Origin of the sequence: Microbacterium horticulturae, from assembly GCF_029094505.1 — a bacterium.
GTDB lineage: Bacteria > Actinomycetota > Actinomycetes > Actinomycetales > Microbacteriaceae > Microbacterium > Microbacterium horticulturae.
Genome location: NZ_CP119108.1, coordinates 2133967 through 2150777 on the forward strand (window position 1 = coordinate 2133967; position 16811 = coordinate 2150777).

Sequence of the window (16811 nt, forward strand, 5' to 3'; positions counted from 1 at the left end):
CGGCGCGCTCAGTCGCCCACCTCCACGTCGGGCGCGAACGCTATGTACCCCGAGAAGTCGGTGCCGACCTTCTCGATGGCGCTCGGGTACGGCGTCGGGTAGGCCCAGGCCCTGTCTTTGTGGATCTGATTGCCGATCTTCACCGAGTAGTACTGACATTCACCTTTCCACGGGCACGTGTACGGGGTGTCGCTGTCTTGCAGGAGCGCGCTGTCGACGCTCTGCGGAGGAAAGTACCAGTTCCCTTCGATACGGACGAGGTCGGACTCGTCGGCTTCCGCGATGGTGGTCTCACCGAGTCGTGCTCTCATGGTCGTTCCTCCCATGTCGCCTCTCGCGTGTTCTCCACCGTAGCCCAGGGGCCCGACATCAGTACCAGAAGCTCAGCCGCGGCGGCACGTGCCAGCCGAGCATGCGGGCGACGGCCGCGACATCCGTCGTCTCGATGCGCCCTGCCGCGGCGAGCGCCGCCGCCGACACTCCCCCGAGGCACATCGCCGACAATTCGGTCGTGCCCGTGCGCAGCACCGGGACGTCCCCGGTGTCGACGCCCTCGGCAGAGACGATCCCACCTTCGCCGTTCTCAGCCGCCTCCAGCAGCCAACGGCCCTCACTGATCCCGAGCGGGTCCGACACCTCGAGCACAATCTGCCCGGGCGACGCGTACCGGCGGGCACCCAGAACCCCCGGCACATCGAGGATGCGCACATAGTGGTGGTCGGTCAGACTGACGCGGGCGGCACGCTGGTCCGCGATCATCCACAGCAGCGGCTCGTCCGTCGACAGCTCGCTGGCCGTGACCGTCGCCACCAGCGGCAGCGACAGCAGAAAACGCCACAGGCCGGCGTACGCCTCATCGTCCGCAGCCAGGAGGTACTGCACCCGCGCGGTCGCCTTCGTGAAGTCGTCCTCGTTCTCCGTGACCGTGTACATCGCGACACCCTGCACCTGGCCGGCAGCATCCGCATACTGCACGGCACGCACCGCACCCGGCTTCTCCGCATCGGCATCCGTTCCTGTGAACCGCCCCCAGTGCGATTCCGGCATCGCGAGCTCGCCCGGGCGCGACCGCAGCACGCGCTCGTGCAGGCCGGGCGCGAGAGAGCGCGCCAGCTCCCGCGAGATGTAGTCCACGCGCCCGGTCGCCTCAGGGCCGATCCATCCCGCACGACGGGTCTCGATCGTCCACGTGGCGGCAGTCACGGCGGGGCCGAACCCGTATCGGCCGTACAGCGTCGACTCGCTGACGGTCAGTGCCGCGATCGGCACGCCCACACGGGTCGCGTGGCGCAGCTCGCCCTCCATCATCGTCCGAGCGATGCCGCGGCCGGCATGCGTCGGCGACACGGTGACGGCGCTCACCGCCACGGCGGGCACCACAACGCCGCCGGGCAGGGCGAGATCGTCGAGCCAGGTCGCGAACGTGCCGACCGGCAGCTCGTCCTGCGGCGCCGAGGGGTCATACACGCCCAGAAGCCGGCGGGACGACGAGCGCGCGAGCGCTGCCGCGATCTGCTCGTCCGTCCGCTCGCTGTCGAGGAACCCGCGCGCCGACGCCTGCAACCAGTGGTCGTACGCCGGGCGCTCGTGCGGTACGACCCGCAGGGAGAGACCCCGTTCGGTCAATCGTGCGGCCGCCGCCTCGTCGACACCGGCCTCGCGGTGGCGGGTCGCAAGAGAAGCGTCCATGTCCATCCTCCTGACGTCATCGATGATCTTCGCTCACTCCGGCAGTACGCGCGCACCCGGAACGGGCCCATGCACATGCAGGGCCTCGTGACCGGCGGCACTCAGCGCCACTTGAAGCTCGAGCGCGGCCTGCTCCCCCTCGACGAGGAACGCGACCGTCGGCCCCGACCCCGACACGAGCGCGGTCATCGCGTCTTCTCTCAGGCCCAGATCGATCAGGTCGTCGAGCGTCGGACGAAGCCGCAGCACGGCGGGGGTGAGATCGTTGTCGGATGCCGCGGCCAGCATGCGCGCGTCGCCCTGACGGATCGCCTGCAGCACGGCCGGCTGCACCGCGGGTCGCGCGGGCGTCGGCGGGATGTGCGGTGCCGCCCCCGCCCGGTACTCGTCGAGCTCCGCGTACACCTCGGGCGTCGACATCCCCTCTTCGCTGACCACGAGCACCCAGTCGAATCGGCCCCGGGCCAGCGCAGGGCTCAGCTGATCACCCCGACCGGTACCCACCGCGGTGCCGCCCATGAGCGCGAACGGAACGTCCGCACCGAGTTCCGCGCCGAGCCTCAGCAGCTCCCCGGTCGGCAGGCCGGCGCCCCACAGGGCGTCGCAGGCGACGAGGGCGGCCGCGGCATCCGCCGATCCTCCGCCCATTCCGCCGGCCACGGGGACCGTCTTGTGCACTTGCAGGTGCACGCCGCCGTCGTACCCGATCTCGGCGGCGAGCAGGCGCGCCGCGCGCACGGCGAGATTGCGATCATCCAGCGGAACGCCCGACAGCTCGACCGGCCCACTGACCTCGATCGTCACGTCGTCATCGGGCGTCGCCCACACGTCCTCGTACAGCGAAACCGCCTGATAGGCCGAAGCGACCTCATGGTAGCCGTCGGCGCCCGGCGCACCCACCTGAAAGAACACGTTGATCTTTCCGGGGGCGCGCGCATGCACGCGTTCGGTCACCAGAGCTTCGCTCACAGCTGGGTCGACTCCGCCCACAGATCGACGTCGACGGAATCCGAGAGCGCGTCGATCCGCTCGAGCTCTTCGGTGTCGAACGCGGGCCCCGACACCGCCTCCAGGTTCTCGTCCAGCTGCGCCGGCCGGGATGCCCCGATCAGCGCCGATGCGACGACACCGTCGCGCAGCACCCACTGCAGCGCCATCTGCGCGAGTGTCTGCCCGCGCTCCTTCGCGATGACGTCGAGCCCCCGCAGGGCGGCGAGCGCCGTGTCCGACAGCCGACCGCCCGGCAGGGACGAGCGCTGCTGAGCCCGCTCGGCGGTGCCGTCGCCCAGGTACTTCGAGGTCAGCAGCCCCTGTGCCAGCGGAGTGAAGGCGATCGCGCCCATCCCCTCCTGCGTCAGCGCGCCGGTCAAGCCGTCTTCCACCCACCGGTTGAGAATCGAGTATGACGGCTGATGGATGACCAGCGGCGTCCCGAGGCTGCGCGCTATGGCCTTCGCCTCGATCGTGCGCTCGGCGCTGTACGACGAAATACCCACGTACAGGGCCTTGCCGGAGCGCACCAGCGTATCGAGCGCCCCGATCGTCTCCTCCAGAGGCGTGAGCGGGTCAGCGCGGTGCGAGTAGAAGATGTCGACGTATTCCAGCCCCATCCGCGTCAGCGACTGGTCGGCGCTGGCCAGGATGTACTTGCGGCTGCCGAGGTCGCCGTAGGGGCCCGGCCACATGTCCCATCCGGCCTTCGACGAGATGATCAACTCGTCGCGGTACGGGCGGAAGTCCTCGCGCAGCATCCGCCCGAAGTTCGTCTCCGCCGTTCCATACGGCGGGCCGTAGTTGTTCGCCAGGTCGAAGTGCGTGATCCCATTGTCGAACGCGTGGCGCAGGAGATCACGCTGACGGTCGAACGGGATGTTGTCGCCGAAGTTCCACCACAGGCCGAGCGAGACCGGCGGGAGGAACAGCCCCGACGTTCCCACTTGCCGGTACTCCATGCCGGAGTACCGGTCATCGGCGGCCGTGTACGGACGATGGATGTCGCGGACGTCGTCGCGGAAGCGAGGTTCTTCGGTCATCCTCCGAGGCTAGCGCGATCGATCAAGCGACGTCGGCGATGCGCACGAACTGGTCGATTCCGAGCTGCTCGGCCCGGTCCGTGGGCGCGACGTCCGCGGCCTCGAGCACCGCCGACGCGGCAGCAGCCGAGCCTCCGAGCACTCCCGCGAGCGACTGGCGCAGCATCTTGCGGCGCTGCCCGAAGGCGGCGTCGATGATCTCGAACGTGCGTCGGCGTGCGGCATCCGTCCCTCGCGGCACCTCGTCGCGCTCGAACGCCACCAGCACGCTGTCCACGTTCGGGACGGGCCAGAACACCTGGCGGGATACCGTGCCGGCAAGCCGCCACCGTCCGTACCACGCCGCCTTCGCGCTGGGCGAGCCGTAGACCTTCGAGCCCGGCGCGGCAGCGAGACGCTCGCCCACCTCGGCCTGCACCATGACCACACCCCGCTGCAGGGCGGGGAACGTCTCGAGGAAGTGCAACAGCACCGGTACCGAGACGTTGTAGGGCAGGTTCGCCACGAGCACGGTCGGCTCACCGGGCAGGTCCGTGACACGCAGCGCGTCGGCATCGACCACCGTCAGGGCGCCGTCGGGCACGTCGTGCGCCGCGGCCGTCTCGGGCAACCGCGCGGCGAGCCGGTGGTCGATCTCGACGGCGGTGACCGTCGCCCCCGTCTCGAGGATCGCAAGCGTCAGCGAGCCGAGCCCGGGCCCCACTTCGACGACACGCTCGCCTGCCTCGACGCGCGCCACGTGCACGATGCGACGCACCGTATTGGCATCGACGACGAAGTTCTGGCCGAGCTTCTTGGTGGGCGTCACGTCGAGATCGGCGGCCAGGGCACGGATCTCGGCCGCGCCCAGCAGTGTCACGGGCATCCCCTCACTGTACCGGGGCGCCCCCTGACGGATCGGTCGCCGCGTGGCTAGGGTGGCGATTATGAGCGACTCCGATTCCATCCCCACCGGCTCGTTCTCCCTGCGCGGCCCTTACGGGCGCCGGGCGATCGGCCTGTCGATCGCCGCTGCGGTGGGCGGCTTCCTGTTCGGCTTCGACTCGTCGGTCATCAACGGCGCCGTCGACTCGATCCAGCACGACTTCACGCTGAACCCGGTGATCACCGGGTTCGTCGTCGCCATCGCGCTGCTCGGCTGCGCGGTCGGAGCAGTGGTCGCGGGCAACCTCGCCGACCGCTGGGGGCGCCTGAGAGTCATGCTGCTGGGCGGCATCATGTTCTTCGCCAGTTCGATCGGCGCAGGCTTGTGCGTGACCGTCTGGGATCTCGGCTTCTGGCGCGTCATCGGCGGCCTCGGCATCGGCATCGCCTCTGTGGTCGCGCCCGCCTACATCTCCGAGATAGCGCCGCGGCAGATCCGCGGCGGTCTCGCTTCCCTGCAGCAGCTGGCCATTACTCTCGGCATCTTCGTCGCCCTGTTGTCGGACGCCGTGCTGGCCACGTCGGCCGGGGGCGCAGACAGCGTGCTGTGGCTCGGGATGCCGGCATGGCGGTGGATGTTCATCGTCGGCGCCATCCCCGCCGCCGTGTACGGCATCCTCTCCTTCACCGTCCCCGAGTCCCCCCGGTTCCTCATCGCGAAGGGCCGTTCCGACGAGGCGCGCGAGATCTTCTCCCGGCTCGTGCCGAAGGCGGACCTCGACAAGACCATGAACGAACTCACCCACGCGATCGAGGCCGACCGCAAGAACGCCGGCGTCTCGCTGCGCGGCCCCGCGCTCGGACTGCAGCCGATCGTGTGGATCGGCATCATCCTCTCGGTGTTCCAGCAGTTCGTCGGCATCAACGTGATCTTCTACTATTCGACGACGCTGTGGCACTCGGTCGGGTTCACGAATGCACCCCTGATCAGCGTCATCACCTCGGTCACGAACGTACTCGTCACGATCATCGCCATCGTGCTCGTCGACCGCGTCGGACGCAAACCGATCCTGTTGACCGGATCGGCGCTCATGACCGTCGCCCTCGCGGCGATGGCGCTCTCGTTCACGTTCGCGACGACGAACGCGCACGGTGACGTGTCGCTCGGGGCGCCCTGGGGACCGGTCGCACTCATCGCCGCGAACGTGTTCGTCGTCGGCTTCGGCGCGTCGTGGGGCCCGCTGGTGTGGGTGCTGCTGGGCGAGATCTTCCCCAGCCGCATCCGTGGCAAGGCGCTGGGCGTGGCGGCCGGCGCGCAGTGGCTCGCGAACTTCGTCGTGACCGTGACGTTCCCGGCGATGTCGTCGTGGTCGCTGCCGTTCACCTACGGCATGTACGCGCTGTTCGCCCTGCTGTCGTTCGGGTTCGTCCTCTGGCGCATCCCCGAGACCAAGGGCATGGAACTCGAGCAGACCGAGACCCTGTTCGTGCGCAAGGCGAAGTCCGCGACGTAGCCCAGGAGACGCCGCTCAGAGCAGGTCGCGCAGCCACCGCGCGCCATGCACCGAGGCGCCGACGGCCGTGCAGCGATCGGCGAGCTCGCGGTCGCTCGTGACCACGCTCACCCTGCGTCCCGCATCGACCAGGCGTGTGGCCTCGTCGACCATCGTGTCATCGCCGGATGCTGCGGCCCGCACTGTCCGCACGCGTGAGCCGTCGCGGTCGGCCACGGACTTCGCCTGTCCTACGACCACGACGCTCGTCTCGGGAAACCAGGTACCCTCGCCAAGGCCGAGGGCCGCGGCATCCACCCCCTCCGCGACGAGCCGGCCGACATCGTCGATCAGCCGATCCGCGGCGCCGGCACGGTCGCGCCACCACCCGTCGGGCACCGAGCCCACGACGTTGGCAGCGTCCACGACGAGCGCGGGACGCACCTCGAGCAGCGCGCGCAGGCGCGGCCACGCGTCGGCGAAGCCGGGGTGCAGGGGACGGTCGCCGACCTCAATGACCGGCACCCACTCCAGCGCGACGCTCTCCGGATCACTGATCACCGGCTCGAAGGGCCGGACGACATCGGCCACGACCGTCGCGTAGGTCCACACGTCGAGGTCGAGCACGCTCATCAGCCGTGCGCGCACCGCGCCGTCGGGAACGCCCGCTTCTTCCTGCGCCTCGCGCAGCGCGCCGGCGCGGGCGCTCTCGCCCTCGTGGCGTGCGCCGCCGGGAAGACCCCAGGTGTCGCCGTGGTGGCTCCACGACACACGATGCTGCAGCAGCACTCCACGCGCGGCGTCGTACGCGAGCAGTCCCGCGGCACCGAAACGTCCCCAGTACCGCTCCCCGGATTCGGTGATCACCCACGCGTCGCCCGGATCGCGTGGGCCCGACGGACGTCGCGGCTCACCGGGGCGCGGGTACTCGATCCTCACCTCTCCAGCCTGTCACAGCGTCACGGCTGAGAGGTCGCCCCCGTCACGCGACCGCTCAGCGCTGGCGGCGCTCGCGCACGCGCATGTTGACGACGATGGGCGAGCCCTCGAAGCCGTACAGCTCGCGCAGCCGGCGCTGGATGAAGCGCCGGTATCCCGGGTCGAGGAACCCGGTCGTGAACAGCACGAATGTCGGTGGGCGGGTGCCGGCCTGGGTGCCGAACAGGATGCGCGGCTGCTTGCCTCCCCGCAGCGGGTGCGGGTGCTCGGCCACGAGCTCTGCCAGGAAGGCGTTGAACTTGCCCGTGGGAATGCGGGTGTCCCACGAGTCCAGAGCGGTCTCCAGGGCGGGCACGAGCTTGTCGAGGTGGCGGCCGGTGCGCGCGGAGATGTTCACCCGCGGCGCCCACGCCACATGTGCGAGGTCCTGCTCGATCTCGCGCTCCAAGTACCGGCGGCGGTCCTGGTTCTCCATGTCGGTGTCGAAGAGCCGGTCCCACTTGTTGTAGGCCAGCACGAGCGCGCGGCCCGACTCGAGCACCATGTCGATGATGCGGATGTCCTGCTCGCTGATCGGCTGCGATACGTCGAGCACGACCACGGCGACCTCGGCCTTCTCGAGCGCCGCCGACGTGCGCAGCGACGCATAGAAGTCCGCGCCCTGCTGCAGGTGCACGCGACGACGGATGCCGGCGGTGTCGACGAAGCGCCACATCTTGCCGCCGAGCTCGACGATCTCATCGACGGGGTCACGCGTGGTGCCGGCGAGCTCGTTGACGACCACGCGCTCCTCGCCGGCTGCCTTGTTCAGCAGCGACGACTTGCCGACGTTCGGCCGGCCGAGGATCGCGACGCGACGCGGTCCGCCGATCTCGCCCTTGGCCACCGCCGACACGTCGGGCAGCGCCTTCACGACGATGTCGAGGAGGTCCGCGACACCGCGTCCGTGGATGGCGGAGACGGGGTACGGCTCCCCCAGCCCGAGGTTCCACAGCGCAGCCGCCTCCGGCTCCTGCCGCGCGTCGTCGATCTTGTTCGCGACGAGGAACACCGGCCTGCCCGCCTTGCGCAGCAGGCGCACGACGTGCTCGTCGGTGGAGGTCGCCCCCACCTTGGCATCGACGACGAACAGCACGACATCCGACAGGTCGATGGCGACCTCGGCCTGGGCTGCGACCGAGCGGTCGATGCCCTTCGCATCGGGCTCCCACCCGCCGGTGTCGACGATCGTGAAACGGCGGTCCAGCCACTCGGCCTTGTACATCACGCGGTCGCGCGTGACACCCGGGGTGTCTTCGACGACGGCCTCGCGGCGTCCGAGGATGCGGTTGACCAGCGCCGATTTGCCGACGTTCGGCCGGCCGACGATCGCGACCACCGGCAGCGCCGGCAGATACTCGATGCCGTCCTCGCCGAGCGTGACGCCGGCCAGCAGCGCGGCATCCTCGTCCTCCAGCTCATAGTCGGCCAGCGACGCGCGCAGCGCCTCGGCACGCTGATCGGCGAGCGTCTCGTCGATGTCGGCGAGCCGTTCGGCCAGGTGATCCTGGCCGGGCTCGTACTCGTTGTCAGCGCCCATCGGCGTTCTCCAGCTTCTCGTGGACGACGCCGAGGACGGCGTCGACGGTCTGCGCGAAGTCGAGGTCGGTCGAGTCGACCACCTCGACTCCCGGCGCGGCGTTCAGAAAGTCGACGACGCTCGAGTCCGAGGCGTCGCGCTTGTGCAGTGCTGCGGCGACGGCTGCGGCATCCTGCTCCGTCACCTCGGCGGCCCGGCGCGCGGCGCGCACTTCAGGAGCGGCCGTCAGCAGGATGCGCACGGGGGCGTCGGGGGCGACGACGGTGGTGATGTCGCGTCCCTCGATGATGACGCCGGGGCGGTCGGATGCCGCGGCCAGCGCCCGGAACAGCTTGTTGACCTGCACCCGCACCTCGGGGACGCGTGCGACCCCGCTGACGGCCCCAGACACCCGCGGATCGCGGATAGCGTCTGTCACATCGGCGTCGCCCACCCGCACCCAGTAGTCGTCGGGGTCGAGCGAGATGGCGTACGGGAAGTCGGATGCCGCGGTCTGCACGGCCGCGGAGTCCGCGGTGTCGGCACCCTGCTCGAGCACATGCCAGGCCAGGGCGCGGTAGGCAGCGCCGGTGTCGAGGTAGCCGTACCCGAGCGCGCGGGCCGCCTGCTTCGAGACGCTGGACTTGCCGGATCCGGCCGGTCCATCGATGGCGATGATGGCGACGTCAGTCATTCGTGGTGCTCGCAATCCGCCAGCCGCGTGCGGCCAGCCCCTCTTCCGCGCGCCGCGCAGCGCCCGGATCGACACTGATCTCGGCGAGGCCGAACTGGGCGCCCGGTGAGTGTTCCAGACGCAGGTCCTCGACGTTGACATCGAGCTCGCCGAGCTCGCCGAACAGGCGCCCCAGCTGGCCCGGGGTGTCGTCGACCATGACGACCACCTGGGCGAAGCGGCGGTTCTGTCCGTGCTTGCCGGGCAGCAGATCGACGCCTTCGTTGCCCCGCCGGATCGTGTCGGCGACCGCCCGCCGCGAACCGGGGGCGTCGGGATGCCGCAGGGCATCGGCGACGTCGCGCAGGTCGTCGGCGAGCGCGTCGAGCACGTCGACGACGGGCTCGGCATTCGCGCCGAGGATCTGCACCCACAGTTCGGGGGCCGACGCCGCGATGCGCGTGGTGTCGCGCACGCCCTGGCCGGCCAGCCGCAGCGACCCGTCGGGGGCGGCGGCGAAGCGCCCGGCCAGCAGGCTCGCGACCAGCTGCGGCACGTGCGAGACGAGCGCGACCGAGCGATCGTGCTCGGCCGGGTCCATCTCCAAGGGCATCGCGCCGAGGTCGAGTGCGAGCCCCTCCACCACCGCAAGGTCGGCCGGAGAGGTCTCCCCATCCCGGCACACGACCCACGGGCGGCCGATGAACAGGTCGGCGCGTGCCGAGATGGCGCCGCCGCGTTCGCGGCCGGCCAGCGGGTGCGAGCCGATGTAGTGGGCGAGATCGACACCGCGTTCGCGCAGGACGCGCAGCGGCTCGAACTTGACGCTTGCCACGTCGGTGACCACCGCGTCGGGAAAGTCGGCGAGCTCACGCGCGATGACGTCTGCAGTGACGTCGGGCGGCACGGCCACCACGACCAGTCGCGGGCGGTCGCCGTCACGCGCCGCGCGCCCCGCGCCGTAGTCGACGGCCAGGCGCAGCTGAGCCGGTGACGTGTCGGCGAGCGCCACGTCCACGCCGAGGGCGCTGAGCGCATGGCCGATGCTCGCACCCAGGAGCCCCGCCCCCACGATCCGCACCGTCCCCGAGGTGCGCGCAGCACCCCGTGCGGGCACGGTCGTGTTCTGGCTCATGGAGTCTCCCGGTCATCCTCCGGCGGTGTCGGCTCCCCCGGCTCACGGCGCGCGAGGGTCAGCAGCGCGCCGCGTTCCACTTTAGTCAACTCCCGGGTCGCCCCGACCGGGAGAGTTCCCAGGTGGAGCGGGCCGAACCGGCGGCGCACGAGTTCGTCGACGGGATGCCCCACGGCAGCCATCATGCGCCGGACGATGCGGTTGCGCCCGGAGTGCAGCGTGAGCTCGACCAAGCTCGTGCCGCCGGAGCGGTCGAGGAGCCGCGCGCGATCGGCGGCGATCGGCCCGTCGTCGAGCTCGATGCCGCGCGTGAGCGTGGCGATCGTCTGCGGTGTGACCGTACCGCGCACTTTGGCGATGTACAGCTTGGTGACGCCGAAGGACGGGTGGGCCAGCACGTGCGCCAGCTCGCCGTCGTTCGTCAGCACGAGAAGGCCGCTGGTCTCGGCATCCAACCGCCCCACGTTGTACAGCCGCTCGGCCCACTCCCTCGTGAACCGGCGCAGGTCAGGTCGCCCCCGGTCGTCGTGCATCGAGCTGACGACTCCGGTGGGCTTGTTGAGCATGACGTAGCGCTTGGTCTGGTCGAACTGCACCGCCGTGCCGTCGACGTCGACGAGGTCGTGCTCGGGATCGATGCGACTGCCGAGTTCGGTGACCACGGTGCCGTTGACCCGCACCCGCCCGTCGACGATGAGCTGCTCGCTGACGCGGCGCGAAGCCACGCCGGCGTTCGCGAGAGCCTTCTGCAGGCGCACGCCCTCTGCGCTCTGGCCACCGTCACTCATCGCACACCCCCTTCGTCGAGTCCGTCCGCGCCGACCGCGTCGACGTCGTCGAGCAGCGGCGAGATCGGCGGCAGTTCGTCGATCGAATTGATGCCGAGGTTCACGAGCAGCGCGTCGGTGGTGCCGTACAGGATCGCGCCGGTCTCGGCGTCGTGGCCGACCTCGGTCACGAGGCCCCGGCCCAGCAGCGTCCGGACGACGGAGTCGACGTTCACGGCGCGGACGGCCGCCACCTGCCCCCGCGAGACCGGCTGCTTGTACGCGATGACCGCAAGGGTCTCGAGCGCGGCCTGAGAGAGCCGGGAGGGCGCCTGCGTGTTCACGAACTCGCCGACGAGATCGTCGTAGTCCTCGCGCACGTAGAGCCGCCAGCCGCCGCCCACCTCGCGCAGCTCGAAGCCGCGGCGCGGGCCGCCGGTCTCGCCGTCGAAGTCGGCAACCAGGCCCTCGATGGCCTGACGTACGGCGGGTACGGGCTCGCCCACCGCGGTGGCGAGGGCGACAAGACTCTGCGGCTCCTCCACGATCAGCAGGATCGCCTCGAGCTTGCGCGCGACGGCGTGGACGTCATCGGTCATAGTCGGCTCCCAGTGCGGCGAGGTTCTCCTCGGACCAGCGCTCGGCGGTCCAGGTCAGGGTGAGGTCTCCGAGCGGCTCAAGCTGCTCGAAGGAGAGGGCGGCGTGCCGGTAGAGCTCGAGCACCGACAGGAAGCGGGCGATCACGACGCCGCGCTGCGTGACCCCGGTCACGAGGTCGCGGAATGTCAGGCTCCCCGCCGAGCGCAGCATCGTCACCACGACGGCCGCCTGCTCGCGGATGCTCACCAGCGGCGCGTGCAGGTGGTCGAGTCCGACCGTGGGGATCTCCTTCGGCGCGAACGCGAGCAGCGCGAGCGCTGCGAAGTCGTCGGGCGAGAGCGTCCAGACCAGTTCGGGTGCGGCATTGCGGTACTTCTCGTCCAGGCGGACGGCACGCGCATGGCGACGGTCCTCACGTACCAGGCAGCGCGAGAACCACGCCGAGACCTCCTTGAACGCGCGGTACTGCAGCAGCCGCGCGAACAGGAGATCCCGCGCCTCCAGCAAAGCGACCGACTCAGCGTCGACGAACTCGCCCTGCGGCAGGAGTCCGGCGACCTTCATGTCGAGCAGGGTCGCCGCCACCACGAGGAACTCGGATGCCTCGTCCAGCTCGTCTTCGGCCTGCAGCTCGCGCAGGTAGGCGATGAACTCTCCCGTCACCTTCGAGAGCGAGATCTCGGTGATGTCGAGCTCGCGGGTTCCCAGCAGGTGCAGAAGCAGGTCGAACGGCCCGTCGAAGCCCCCGACCGAGACGCGAAAGCTCTCAGGCGACAGCGCGCCGTTCTCAGGCGACGGCGCCACGCGCGACCAGCTCCCGCGCAAGCCGCAGGTAGGCCTGTGCGGCCGCATGCTCAGGGGCGAACTCGGTGATCGGCACCCCCGACACCGATGCGTCGGGGAACTTGACCGTGCGCCCGATGACCGTCTCCAGCACGTCGTCGCCGAATGCCTCGACCACGCGCTCGAGCACCTCGCGCGAGTGCAGGGTGCGCGGGTCGTACATGGTCGCCAGCACGCCGTCGAGCGTGATCGCGGGATTCAACCGGTCGCGCACCTTGTCGATCGTCTCGATGAGCAGCGCGACGCCGCGCAGCGCGAAGAACTCGCACTCCAGCGGGATCACGACGCCGTGGCTCGCCGTCAGCGCGTTGACCGTCAGCAGGCCGAGGGAAGGCTGGCAGTCGATCAGGATGACGTCGTACTCGTTCGAGACCCCTCGCAGCGCACGGGCCAGCGTCATCTCGCGGGCGACCTCGTTGACGAGGTGCACTTCGGCGGCCGACAGATCGATGTTGGCCGGGACGACGTCGAGGTTCTCGATGGCGGTGTGCACGACGACCTCGTGCGGATCGCGCTTGGCGTCCAGCAGCAGGTCGTAGATCGTCGGGATCTCGTGGGTCGCGATGCCCAGCCCCGCCGACAGCGCACCCTGCGGGTCGAAGTCGACGGCGAGCACCTTGCGCCCGTAACCGGCCAGCGCCGCCGCCAGGTTGATCGTGGTCGTCGTCTTTCCGACGCCGCCCTTCTGGTTGCACAGCGCGATGATGCGCGCCGGGCCGTGTCCCGCGAGGGGCGCGGGGGTCGGGAAGCCGTGGTAGGGGCGCCCCGTCGGACCGATCGGCGTGTCGCCTGCGGCCTTCGACTTCTGCGTCTTGCTCGCCGTGCTGCCCGCCACCGTACTCCTGACCTTGTCGTGCCTTCCGGTCGATTCTAGCGATGACATCGCCTCGCGCGCGGCCGGACGGCGCGGGATGTCGCCGGATCAGAGCGATTTTCGCGCGTCACCGTGCGCGCGGATGCGATGTCGCGTAGACGTCGCGGAGCGCGTCGGCACTCACATGAGTGTAGATCTGGGTCGTCGCGACCGAAGCGTGTCCGAGCAGCTCCTGCACGACGCGCACGTCGGCGCCGCCCTGCAGCAGGTGGGTCGCGAAAGAATGGCGCAGTGTGTGCGGCGAGACGTGTGCGCTCAGCTGTGCGCGCTCGGCTGCCGACTGGATCACCAGCCACACGCTCTGCCGTGACAGCGGAGCCCCGCGTGCCCCGAGGAACAGCCGTGGCGTCGCACGGCCCCGCCGCGAGAGCTCGGGGCGCACGCGTGTCAGATACGCGTCGACGGCTTCACGCGCATACTGCCCGATCGGCACGATGCGCTCCTTCGAGCCCTTGCCGCGCACGCGCAGCACATCGCCGTGCGCGAGGTCGTCCACATCGAGCTGCACGATCTCCGACACACGGGCTCCGGTGGCGTACAGCAGCTCGAGCAGCGCCCGGTCGCGGATGCCGAGGGGCTCGGCCGGGTCGGGCGCTTCCAGCAGTCGCTCGACCTGGTCGATCGTCAGCGCCTTCGGCAGCCGTTGCGGAAGCTTCGGCGGCCGCAGCCGTCCCGTCGGGTCGTCCGGCTCGATCTCCTCCCGTTGCAGGAAGCGGTGCAGACCGCGCACCGAGGACTGCAGACGGGCGAGGCTGGATGCCGCGGGCCGGGGCTCGACCCCTGAGCGCTGCGCGACGAACTCGGCGACCAGCGCCGCCGTCACCTGCGCGCTGTCGGTCACGTCGCGCTGCGACATCCACTCGACGTAGCCGCCCAGGTCGCGTCGATAGGCGGCCACGGTGTGCTCGCTCAGGCCGCGCTCGACCGTGACGTGGCGCAGGAAGGCGTCCACCGCCCGGTCGAGCTCCATGGGCTCAGCCTTCGCCGGTACCCGCGCCGACGGGCCGTGTGCGGCGCGGCCACGGCGTGTCGCCGGAGACCAGGGTGCTCCAGTCCGCCGCACGAGAGGCGTGCGCGGCCAGCGCTCCGATCACGAGCGACGGGTTCTGCACGCGGCGCGCGAGCACGGCGGCCAGCACATCGTCGAGCGGCTCCCAGCGCAGCTCGATGTCGGCCTCTTCGGCCTCGCGGTCGAACGACTCGTCGGCCGGTGCGAGATCGCGTGCCAGATAGATGCGGATCGCCTCATCGCTGCCGCCCGGACTCGTGAAGAACTCGGCCAGCACGTCCCAGCGCGCAGCGGTCAGGTCGGTCTCCTCCGCGAGCTCGCGCTGCGCGGCGGTCAGGGCGTCCTCCTGCGCGACGTCGAGCAGGCCGGCGGGAATCTCCCACTCGCGAGTGCGCACGGGGTGCCGGTACTGCTTGATCAGCAGCATCCGGTCATCCTCGTCCAGGGCGAGCACGGCAACGGCGCCAGTGTGGTCCATGTACTCGCGCACGATGGTCTCGCCGTTGTACGAGACCTCGTCACGGCGAATGTTCCATACCCGGCCTTCGTAGACGGTGTCGCTGCGGGTGACCTCTGCGTGGGCGGGTTCGTCGTGCAGCGGCTCAGTCATCGTCGCCCTCGTCGTCGAACAGCTCGCTTGCGCGATGCCGGCCCAGCGCCGCCTCGACGAGTCCTCGGAACAGTGGGTGCGCGCTCGTCGGGCGCGAGCGCAGCTCGGGATGGGCCTGGGTCGCGATGTAGTACGGGTGCACGTCGCGCGGCAGCTCCACGTATTCGACGAGGTTGCGGTCGGGCGACAGGCCCGAGAACACCAGCCCCGCATCGCTGAGGCGGTCGCGGTACGCGTTGTTGACCTCGTAGCGGTGCCGGTGGCGCTCCTCGACCCGGTTGGCCCCGTACACCTCGGCGGCCAGCGACCCCTCGGCGAGGTCTGCCGGGTACAGGCCGAGGCGCATCGTGCCGCCCAGCTCGCCGGCGGCGAGGATGTCGACCTGCTCGGCCATCGTCGCGATCACCGCGTCGGCCGTGTCGGGGTCGAACTCGCTCGACGAGGCGCCCGCGATGCCGGCGACGTTGCGTGCGTACTCGATCACCATGCACTGCAGGCCGAGGCACAGGCCCAGCGTCGGAATGCCCTGCTCGCGGGCGAAGCGCAGCGCGCCGAGCTTGCCCTCGATGCCGCGGATGCCGAATCCGCCGGGCACGACGATGCCGTCCAGGTGCGCGAGCGACTTCTGCGCGCCCTCCGGGGTCTCGCACTCATCGGACGGGATCCACTCGATGCGGACCTTCGTCTCCTGTGCGAAGCCGCCGGCCTTGACCGCTTCGGTGACCGAGAGGTAGGCGTCGGGCAGGTCGATGTACTTGCCGACCAGACCGATCGTCACCTCGTGCCGCGGGTTGTGCACGGCGTCGAGGACCTTCTGCCAGCGCGTCCAGTCGACCTCTCCGGCCTTGCTCGCCAGGCCCAACCGGTGCGCGATGTAGACATCGAGCCCCTGGTCGTTCAGAGTCGACGGGATGTCGTAGATGCTCGGCAGGTCGACGGTGTTGACGACGCCTTCGATGTCGACGTCGCACATCAGCGCGATCTTCTTGCGGTTGCCGTCGCTGACCGGCCGGTCGCTGCGCAGCACCAGGGCGTCCGGCTGCACCCCCAGCTGACGCAGGGCTGCGACCGAGTGCTGGGTGGGCTTGGTCTTCTGCTCGCCCGAGGCCCCCATGTAGGGCAGCAGCGACACGTGCACGAAGAAGACGCTGTCGCGGCCGAGCTCGTGGCGCAGCTGGCGCGCGGCCTCGATGAACGGCGTGGACTCGATGTCGCCGATCGTGCCGCCCACCTCGGTGATGATGACGTCGGGCTTGGGATCGGCGTCCGCCTGCAGGCGCATGCGCCGCTTGATCTCGTCGGTGATGTGCGGAATGACCTGCACCGTGTCGCCGAGGTACTCGCCGGCGCGCTCGCGTGCGATCACAGTGGAGTAGATCTGGCCGGTGGTCACGTTGGCGGCTTGGCTCAGGTCGACGTCGAGGAAGCGCTCGTAGTGGCCGATGTCGAGGTCGGTCTCGGCTCCGTCGTCCGTAACGAAGACCTCGCCGTGCTGGAACGGATTCATCGTGCCGGGGTCGACGTTCAGATACGGGTCGAGCTTCTGCATGACCACGTGTAGCCCGCGCGCGGTGAGCAGATTGCCCAGACTCGCCGCCGTCAGACCCTTCCCCAAAGAGGAGACGACACCGCCGGTCACGAAGATGTGTTTGGTGGTGTCGTCGTCTGTCGCCGTGGTGTCGACGAGAGGTCCGGAATCGTCTGAGTCTGAACTGTGCATCACG

At 70.1% G+C, this 16811-nt stretch carries 17 protein-coding genes; 1 reads left to right on the forward strand and 16 read right to left on the reverse strand.

Annotated elements, in window-relative coordinates:
• Nucleotides 1-8: 8 nt before the first annotated feature.
• The 5 genes from PU630_RS10325 to rsmA are packed head-to-tail and all read right to left on the reverse strand — an operon-like array spanning nt 9 to nt 4587.
• Nucleotides 9-311 (reverse strand): DUF427 domain-containing protein, encoded by a 303-nt coding sequence (locus PU630_RS10325; protein WP_275276987.1) that lies wholly within the window; start codon nt 309-311, stop codon nt 9-11.
• 58 nt (nt 312-369) lie between these two features.
• On the reverse strand, nt 370-1689 hold the full coding sequence (locus PU630_RS10330; RefSeq protein WP_275276988.1) for a GNAT family N-acetyltransferase: 1320 nt from the start codon (nt 1687-1689) through the stop codon (nt 370-372).
• Nucleotides 1690-1722: 33 nt separating this feature from the next.
• The gene (locus tag PU630_RS10335) at nt 1723-2643 is read right to left on the reverse strand and encodes a 4-(cytidine 5'-diphospho)-2-C-methyl-D-erythritol kinase (RefSeq protein WP_275276989.1); all 921 of its coding nucleotides are present in this window, start codon (nt 2641-2643) and stop codon (nt 1723-1725) included.
• 11 nt (nt 2644-2654) lie between these two features.
• Entirely contained in the window at nt 2655-3722 is a 1068-nt protein-coding gene (locus tag PU630_RS10340) for an aldo/keto reductase (RefSeq protein WP_275276990.1), read from the reverse strand.
• A gap of 22 nt (nt 3723-3744) precedes the next feature.
• Complete coding sequence (gene rsmA / locus PU630_RS10345) at nt 3745-4587, reverse strand: 16S rRNA (adenine(1518)-N(6)/adenine(1519)-N(6))-dimethyltransferase RsmA (protein WP_275276992.1); 843 nt, start codon at nt 4585-4587, stop codon at nt 3745-3747.
• A gap of 61 nt (nt 4588-4648) precedes the next feature.
• Here rsmA and PU630_RS10350 point away from each other — a divergent pair, with 61 nt between their 5' ends.
• On the forward strand, nt 4649-6100 hold the full coding sequence (locus PU630_RS10350; protein WP_275276993.1) for a sugar porter family MFS transporter: 1452 nt from the start codon (nt 4649-4651) through the stop codon (nt 6098-6100).
• A 15-nt stretch (nt 6101-6115) separates the two neighbouring features.
• Here PU630_RS10350 and PU630_RS10355 read toward each other — a convergent pair whose 3' ends face one another.
• The 11 genes from PU630_RS10355 to pyrG form a co-directional block, all read right to left on the reverse strand.
• Nucleotides 6116-7018, reverse strand: a complete 903-nt coding sequence (locus PU630_RS10355; RefSeq protein ID WP_275276994.1) for an NUDIX hydrolase — start codon at nt 7016-7018, stop codon at nt 6116-6118.
• Between the two features lie 55 nt (nt 7019-7073).
• The gene (gene der / locus PU630_RS10360; RefSeq protein WP_275276995.1) at nt 7074-8597 is read right to left on the reverse strand and encodes a ribosome biogenesis GTPase Der; all 1524 of its coding nucleotides are present in this window, start codon (nt 8595-8597) and stop codon (nt 7074-7076) included.
• On the reverse strand, nt 8587-9270 hold the full coding sequence (gene cmk / locus PU630_RS10365; protein WP_275276996.1) for a (d)CMP kinase: 684 nt from the start codon (nt 9268-9270) through the stop codon (nt 8587-8589). Before cmk ends, der begins: the two co-directional genes overlap by 11 nt.
• Nucleotides 9263-10384 (reverse strand): prephenate dehydrogenase, encoded by a 1122-nt coding sequence (locus PU630_RS10370; RefSeq protein ID WP_275276997.1) that lies wholly within the window; start codon nt 10382-10384, stop codon nt 9263-9265. Before PU630_RS10370 ends, cmk begins: the two co-directional genes overlap by 8 nt.
• Nucleotides 10381-11172 carry a pseudouridine synthase gene (locus PU630_RS10375; protein WP_275276998.1) on the reverse strand — a complete coding sequence of 264 codons (792 nt, stop codon included), beginning with the start codon at nt 11170-11172 and terminating at the stop codon, nt 10381-10383. Before PU630_RS10375 ends, PU630_RS10370 begins: the two co-directional genes overlap by 4 nt.
• A complete protein-coding gene (gene scpB / locus PU630_RS10380) occupies nt 11169-11750 on the reverse strand; it encodes an SMC-Scp complex subunit ScpB (protein ID WP_275276999.1) in 582 nt (193 codons plus the stop codon). The genes PU630_RS10375 and scpB overlap by 4 nt, the downstream gene beginning before the upstream one ends.
• Nucleotides 11740-12555, reverse strand: a complete 816-nt coding sequence (locus tag PU630_RS10385) for a segregation and condensation protein A (RefSeq protein WP_275277000.1) — start codon at nt 12553-12555, stop codon at nt 11740-11742. The genes scpB and PU630_RS10385 overlap by 11 nt, the downstream gene beginning before the upstream one ends.
• A complete protein-coding gene (locus PU630_RS10390) occupies nt 12539-13429 on the reverse strand; it encodes a ParA family protein (protein ID WP_275277001.1) in 891 nt (296 codons plus the stop codon). Before PU630_RS10390 ends, PU630_RS10385 begins: the two co-directional genes overlap by 17 nt.
• Nucleotides 13430-13535: 106 nt before the next feature.
• Entirely contained in the window at nt 13536-14438 is a 903-nt protein-coding gene (xerD, locus tag PU630_RS10395) for a site-specific tyrosine recombinase XerD (protein ID WP_275277002.1), read from the reverse strand.
• Between the two features lie 4 nt (nt 14439-14442).
• Nucleotides 14443-15087, reverse strand: coding sequence for an NUDIX domain-containing protein (locus PU630_RS10400; protein ID WP_275277003.1), 645 nt, complete (start codon nt 15085-15087; stop codon nt 14443-14445).
• Nucleotides 15080-16807 (reverse strand): CTP synthase, encoded by a 1728-nt coding sequence (pyrG, locus tag PU630_RS10405; protein ID WP_275280077.1) that lies wholly within the window; start codon nt 16805-16807, stop codon nt 15080-15082. Before pyrG ends, PU630_RS10400 begins: the two co-directional genes overlap by 8 nt.
• Nucleotides 16808-16811 lie beyond the last annotated feature (4 nt).

What these genes read in the sequence shown, in the direction of transcription:
- PU630_RS10400 (WP_275277003.1), bottom strand. Translation starts at nt 15,087, where the DNA reads ATGACTGAGCCGCTGCACGACGAACCCGCCCACGCAGAGGTCACCCGC.
- PU630_RS10350 (WP_275276993.1), top strand. Translation starts at nt 4,649, where the DNA reads ATGAGCGACTCCGATTCCATCCCCACCGGCTCGTTCTCCCTGCGCGGC.
- rsmA (WP_275276992.1), bottom strand. Translation starts at nt 4,587, where the DNA reads ATGCCCGTGACACTGCTGGGCGCGGCCGAGATCCGTGCCCTGGCCGCC.
- xerD (WP_275277002.1), bottom strand. Translation starts at nt 14,438, where the DNA reads ATGGAGCTCGACCGGGCGGTGGACGCCTTCCTGCGCCACGTCACGGTC.
- scpB (WP_275276999.1), bottom strand. Translation starts at nt 11,750, where the DNA reads ATGACCGATGACGTCCACGCCGTCGCGCGCAAGCTCGAGGCGATCCTG.
- pyrG (WP_275280077.1), bottom strand. Translation starts at nt 16,807, where the DNA reads ATGCACAGTTCAGACTCAGACGATTCCGGACCTCTCGTCGACACCACG.
- der (WP_275276995.1), bottom strand. Translation starts at nt 8,597, where the DNA reads ATGGGCGCTGACAACGAGTACGAGCCCGGCCAGGATCACCTGGCCGAA.
- PU630_RS10370 (WP_275276997.1), bottom strand. Translation starts at nt 10,384, where the DNA reads ATGAGCCAGAACACGACCGTGCCCGCACGGGGTGCTGCGCGCACCTCG.
- PU630_RS10340 (WP_275276990.1), bottom strand. Translation starts at nt 3,722, where the DNA reads ATGACCGAAGAACCTCGCTTCCGCGACGACGTCCGCGACATCCATCGT.
- PU630_RS10330 (WP_275276988.1), bottom strand. Translation starts at nt 1,689, where the DNA reads ATGGACGCTTCTCTTGCGACCCGCCACCGCGAGGCCGGTGTCGACGAG.
- PU630_RS10325 (WP_275276987.1), bottom strand. Translation starts at nt 311, where the DNA reads ATGAGAGCACGACTCGGTGAGACCACCATCGCGGAAGCCGACGAGTCC.
- cmk (WP_275276996.1), bottom strand. Translation starts at nt 9,270, where the DNA reads ATGACTGACGTCGCCATCATCGCCATCGATGGACCGGCCGGATCCGGC.
- PU630_RS10375 (WP_275276998.1), bottom strand. Translation starts at nt 11,172, where the DNA reads ATGAGTGACGGTGGCCAGAGCGCAGAGGGCGTGCGCCTGCAGAAGGCT.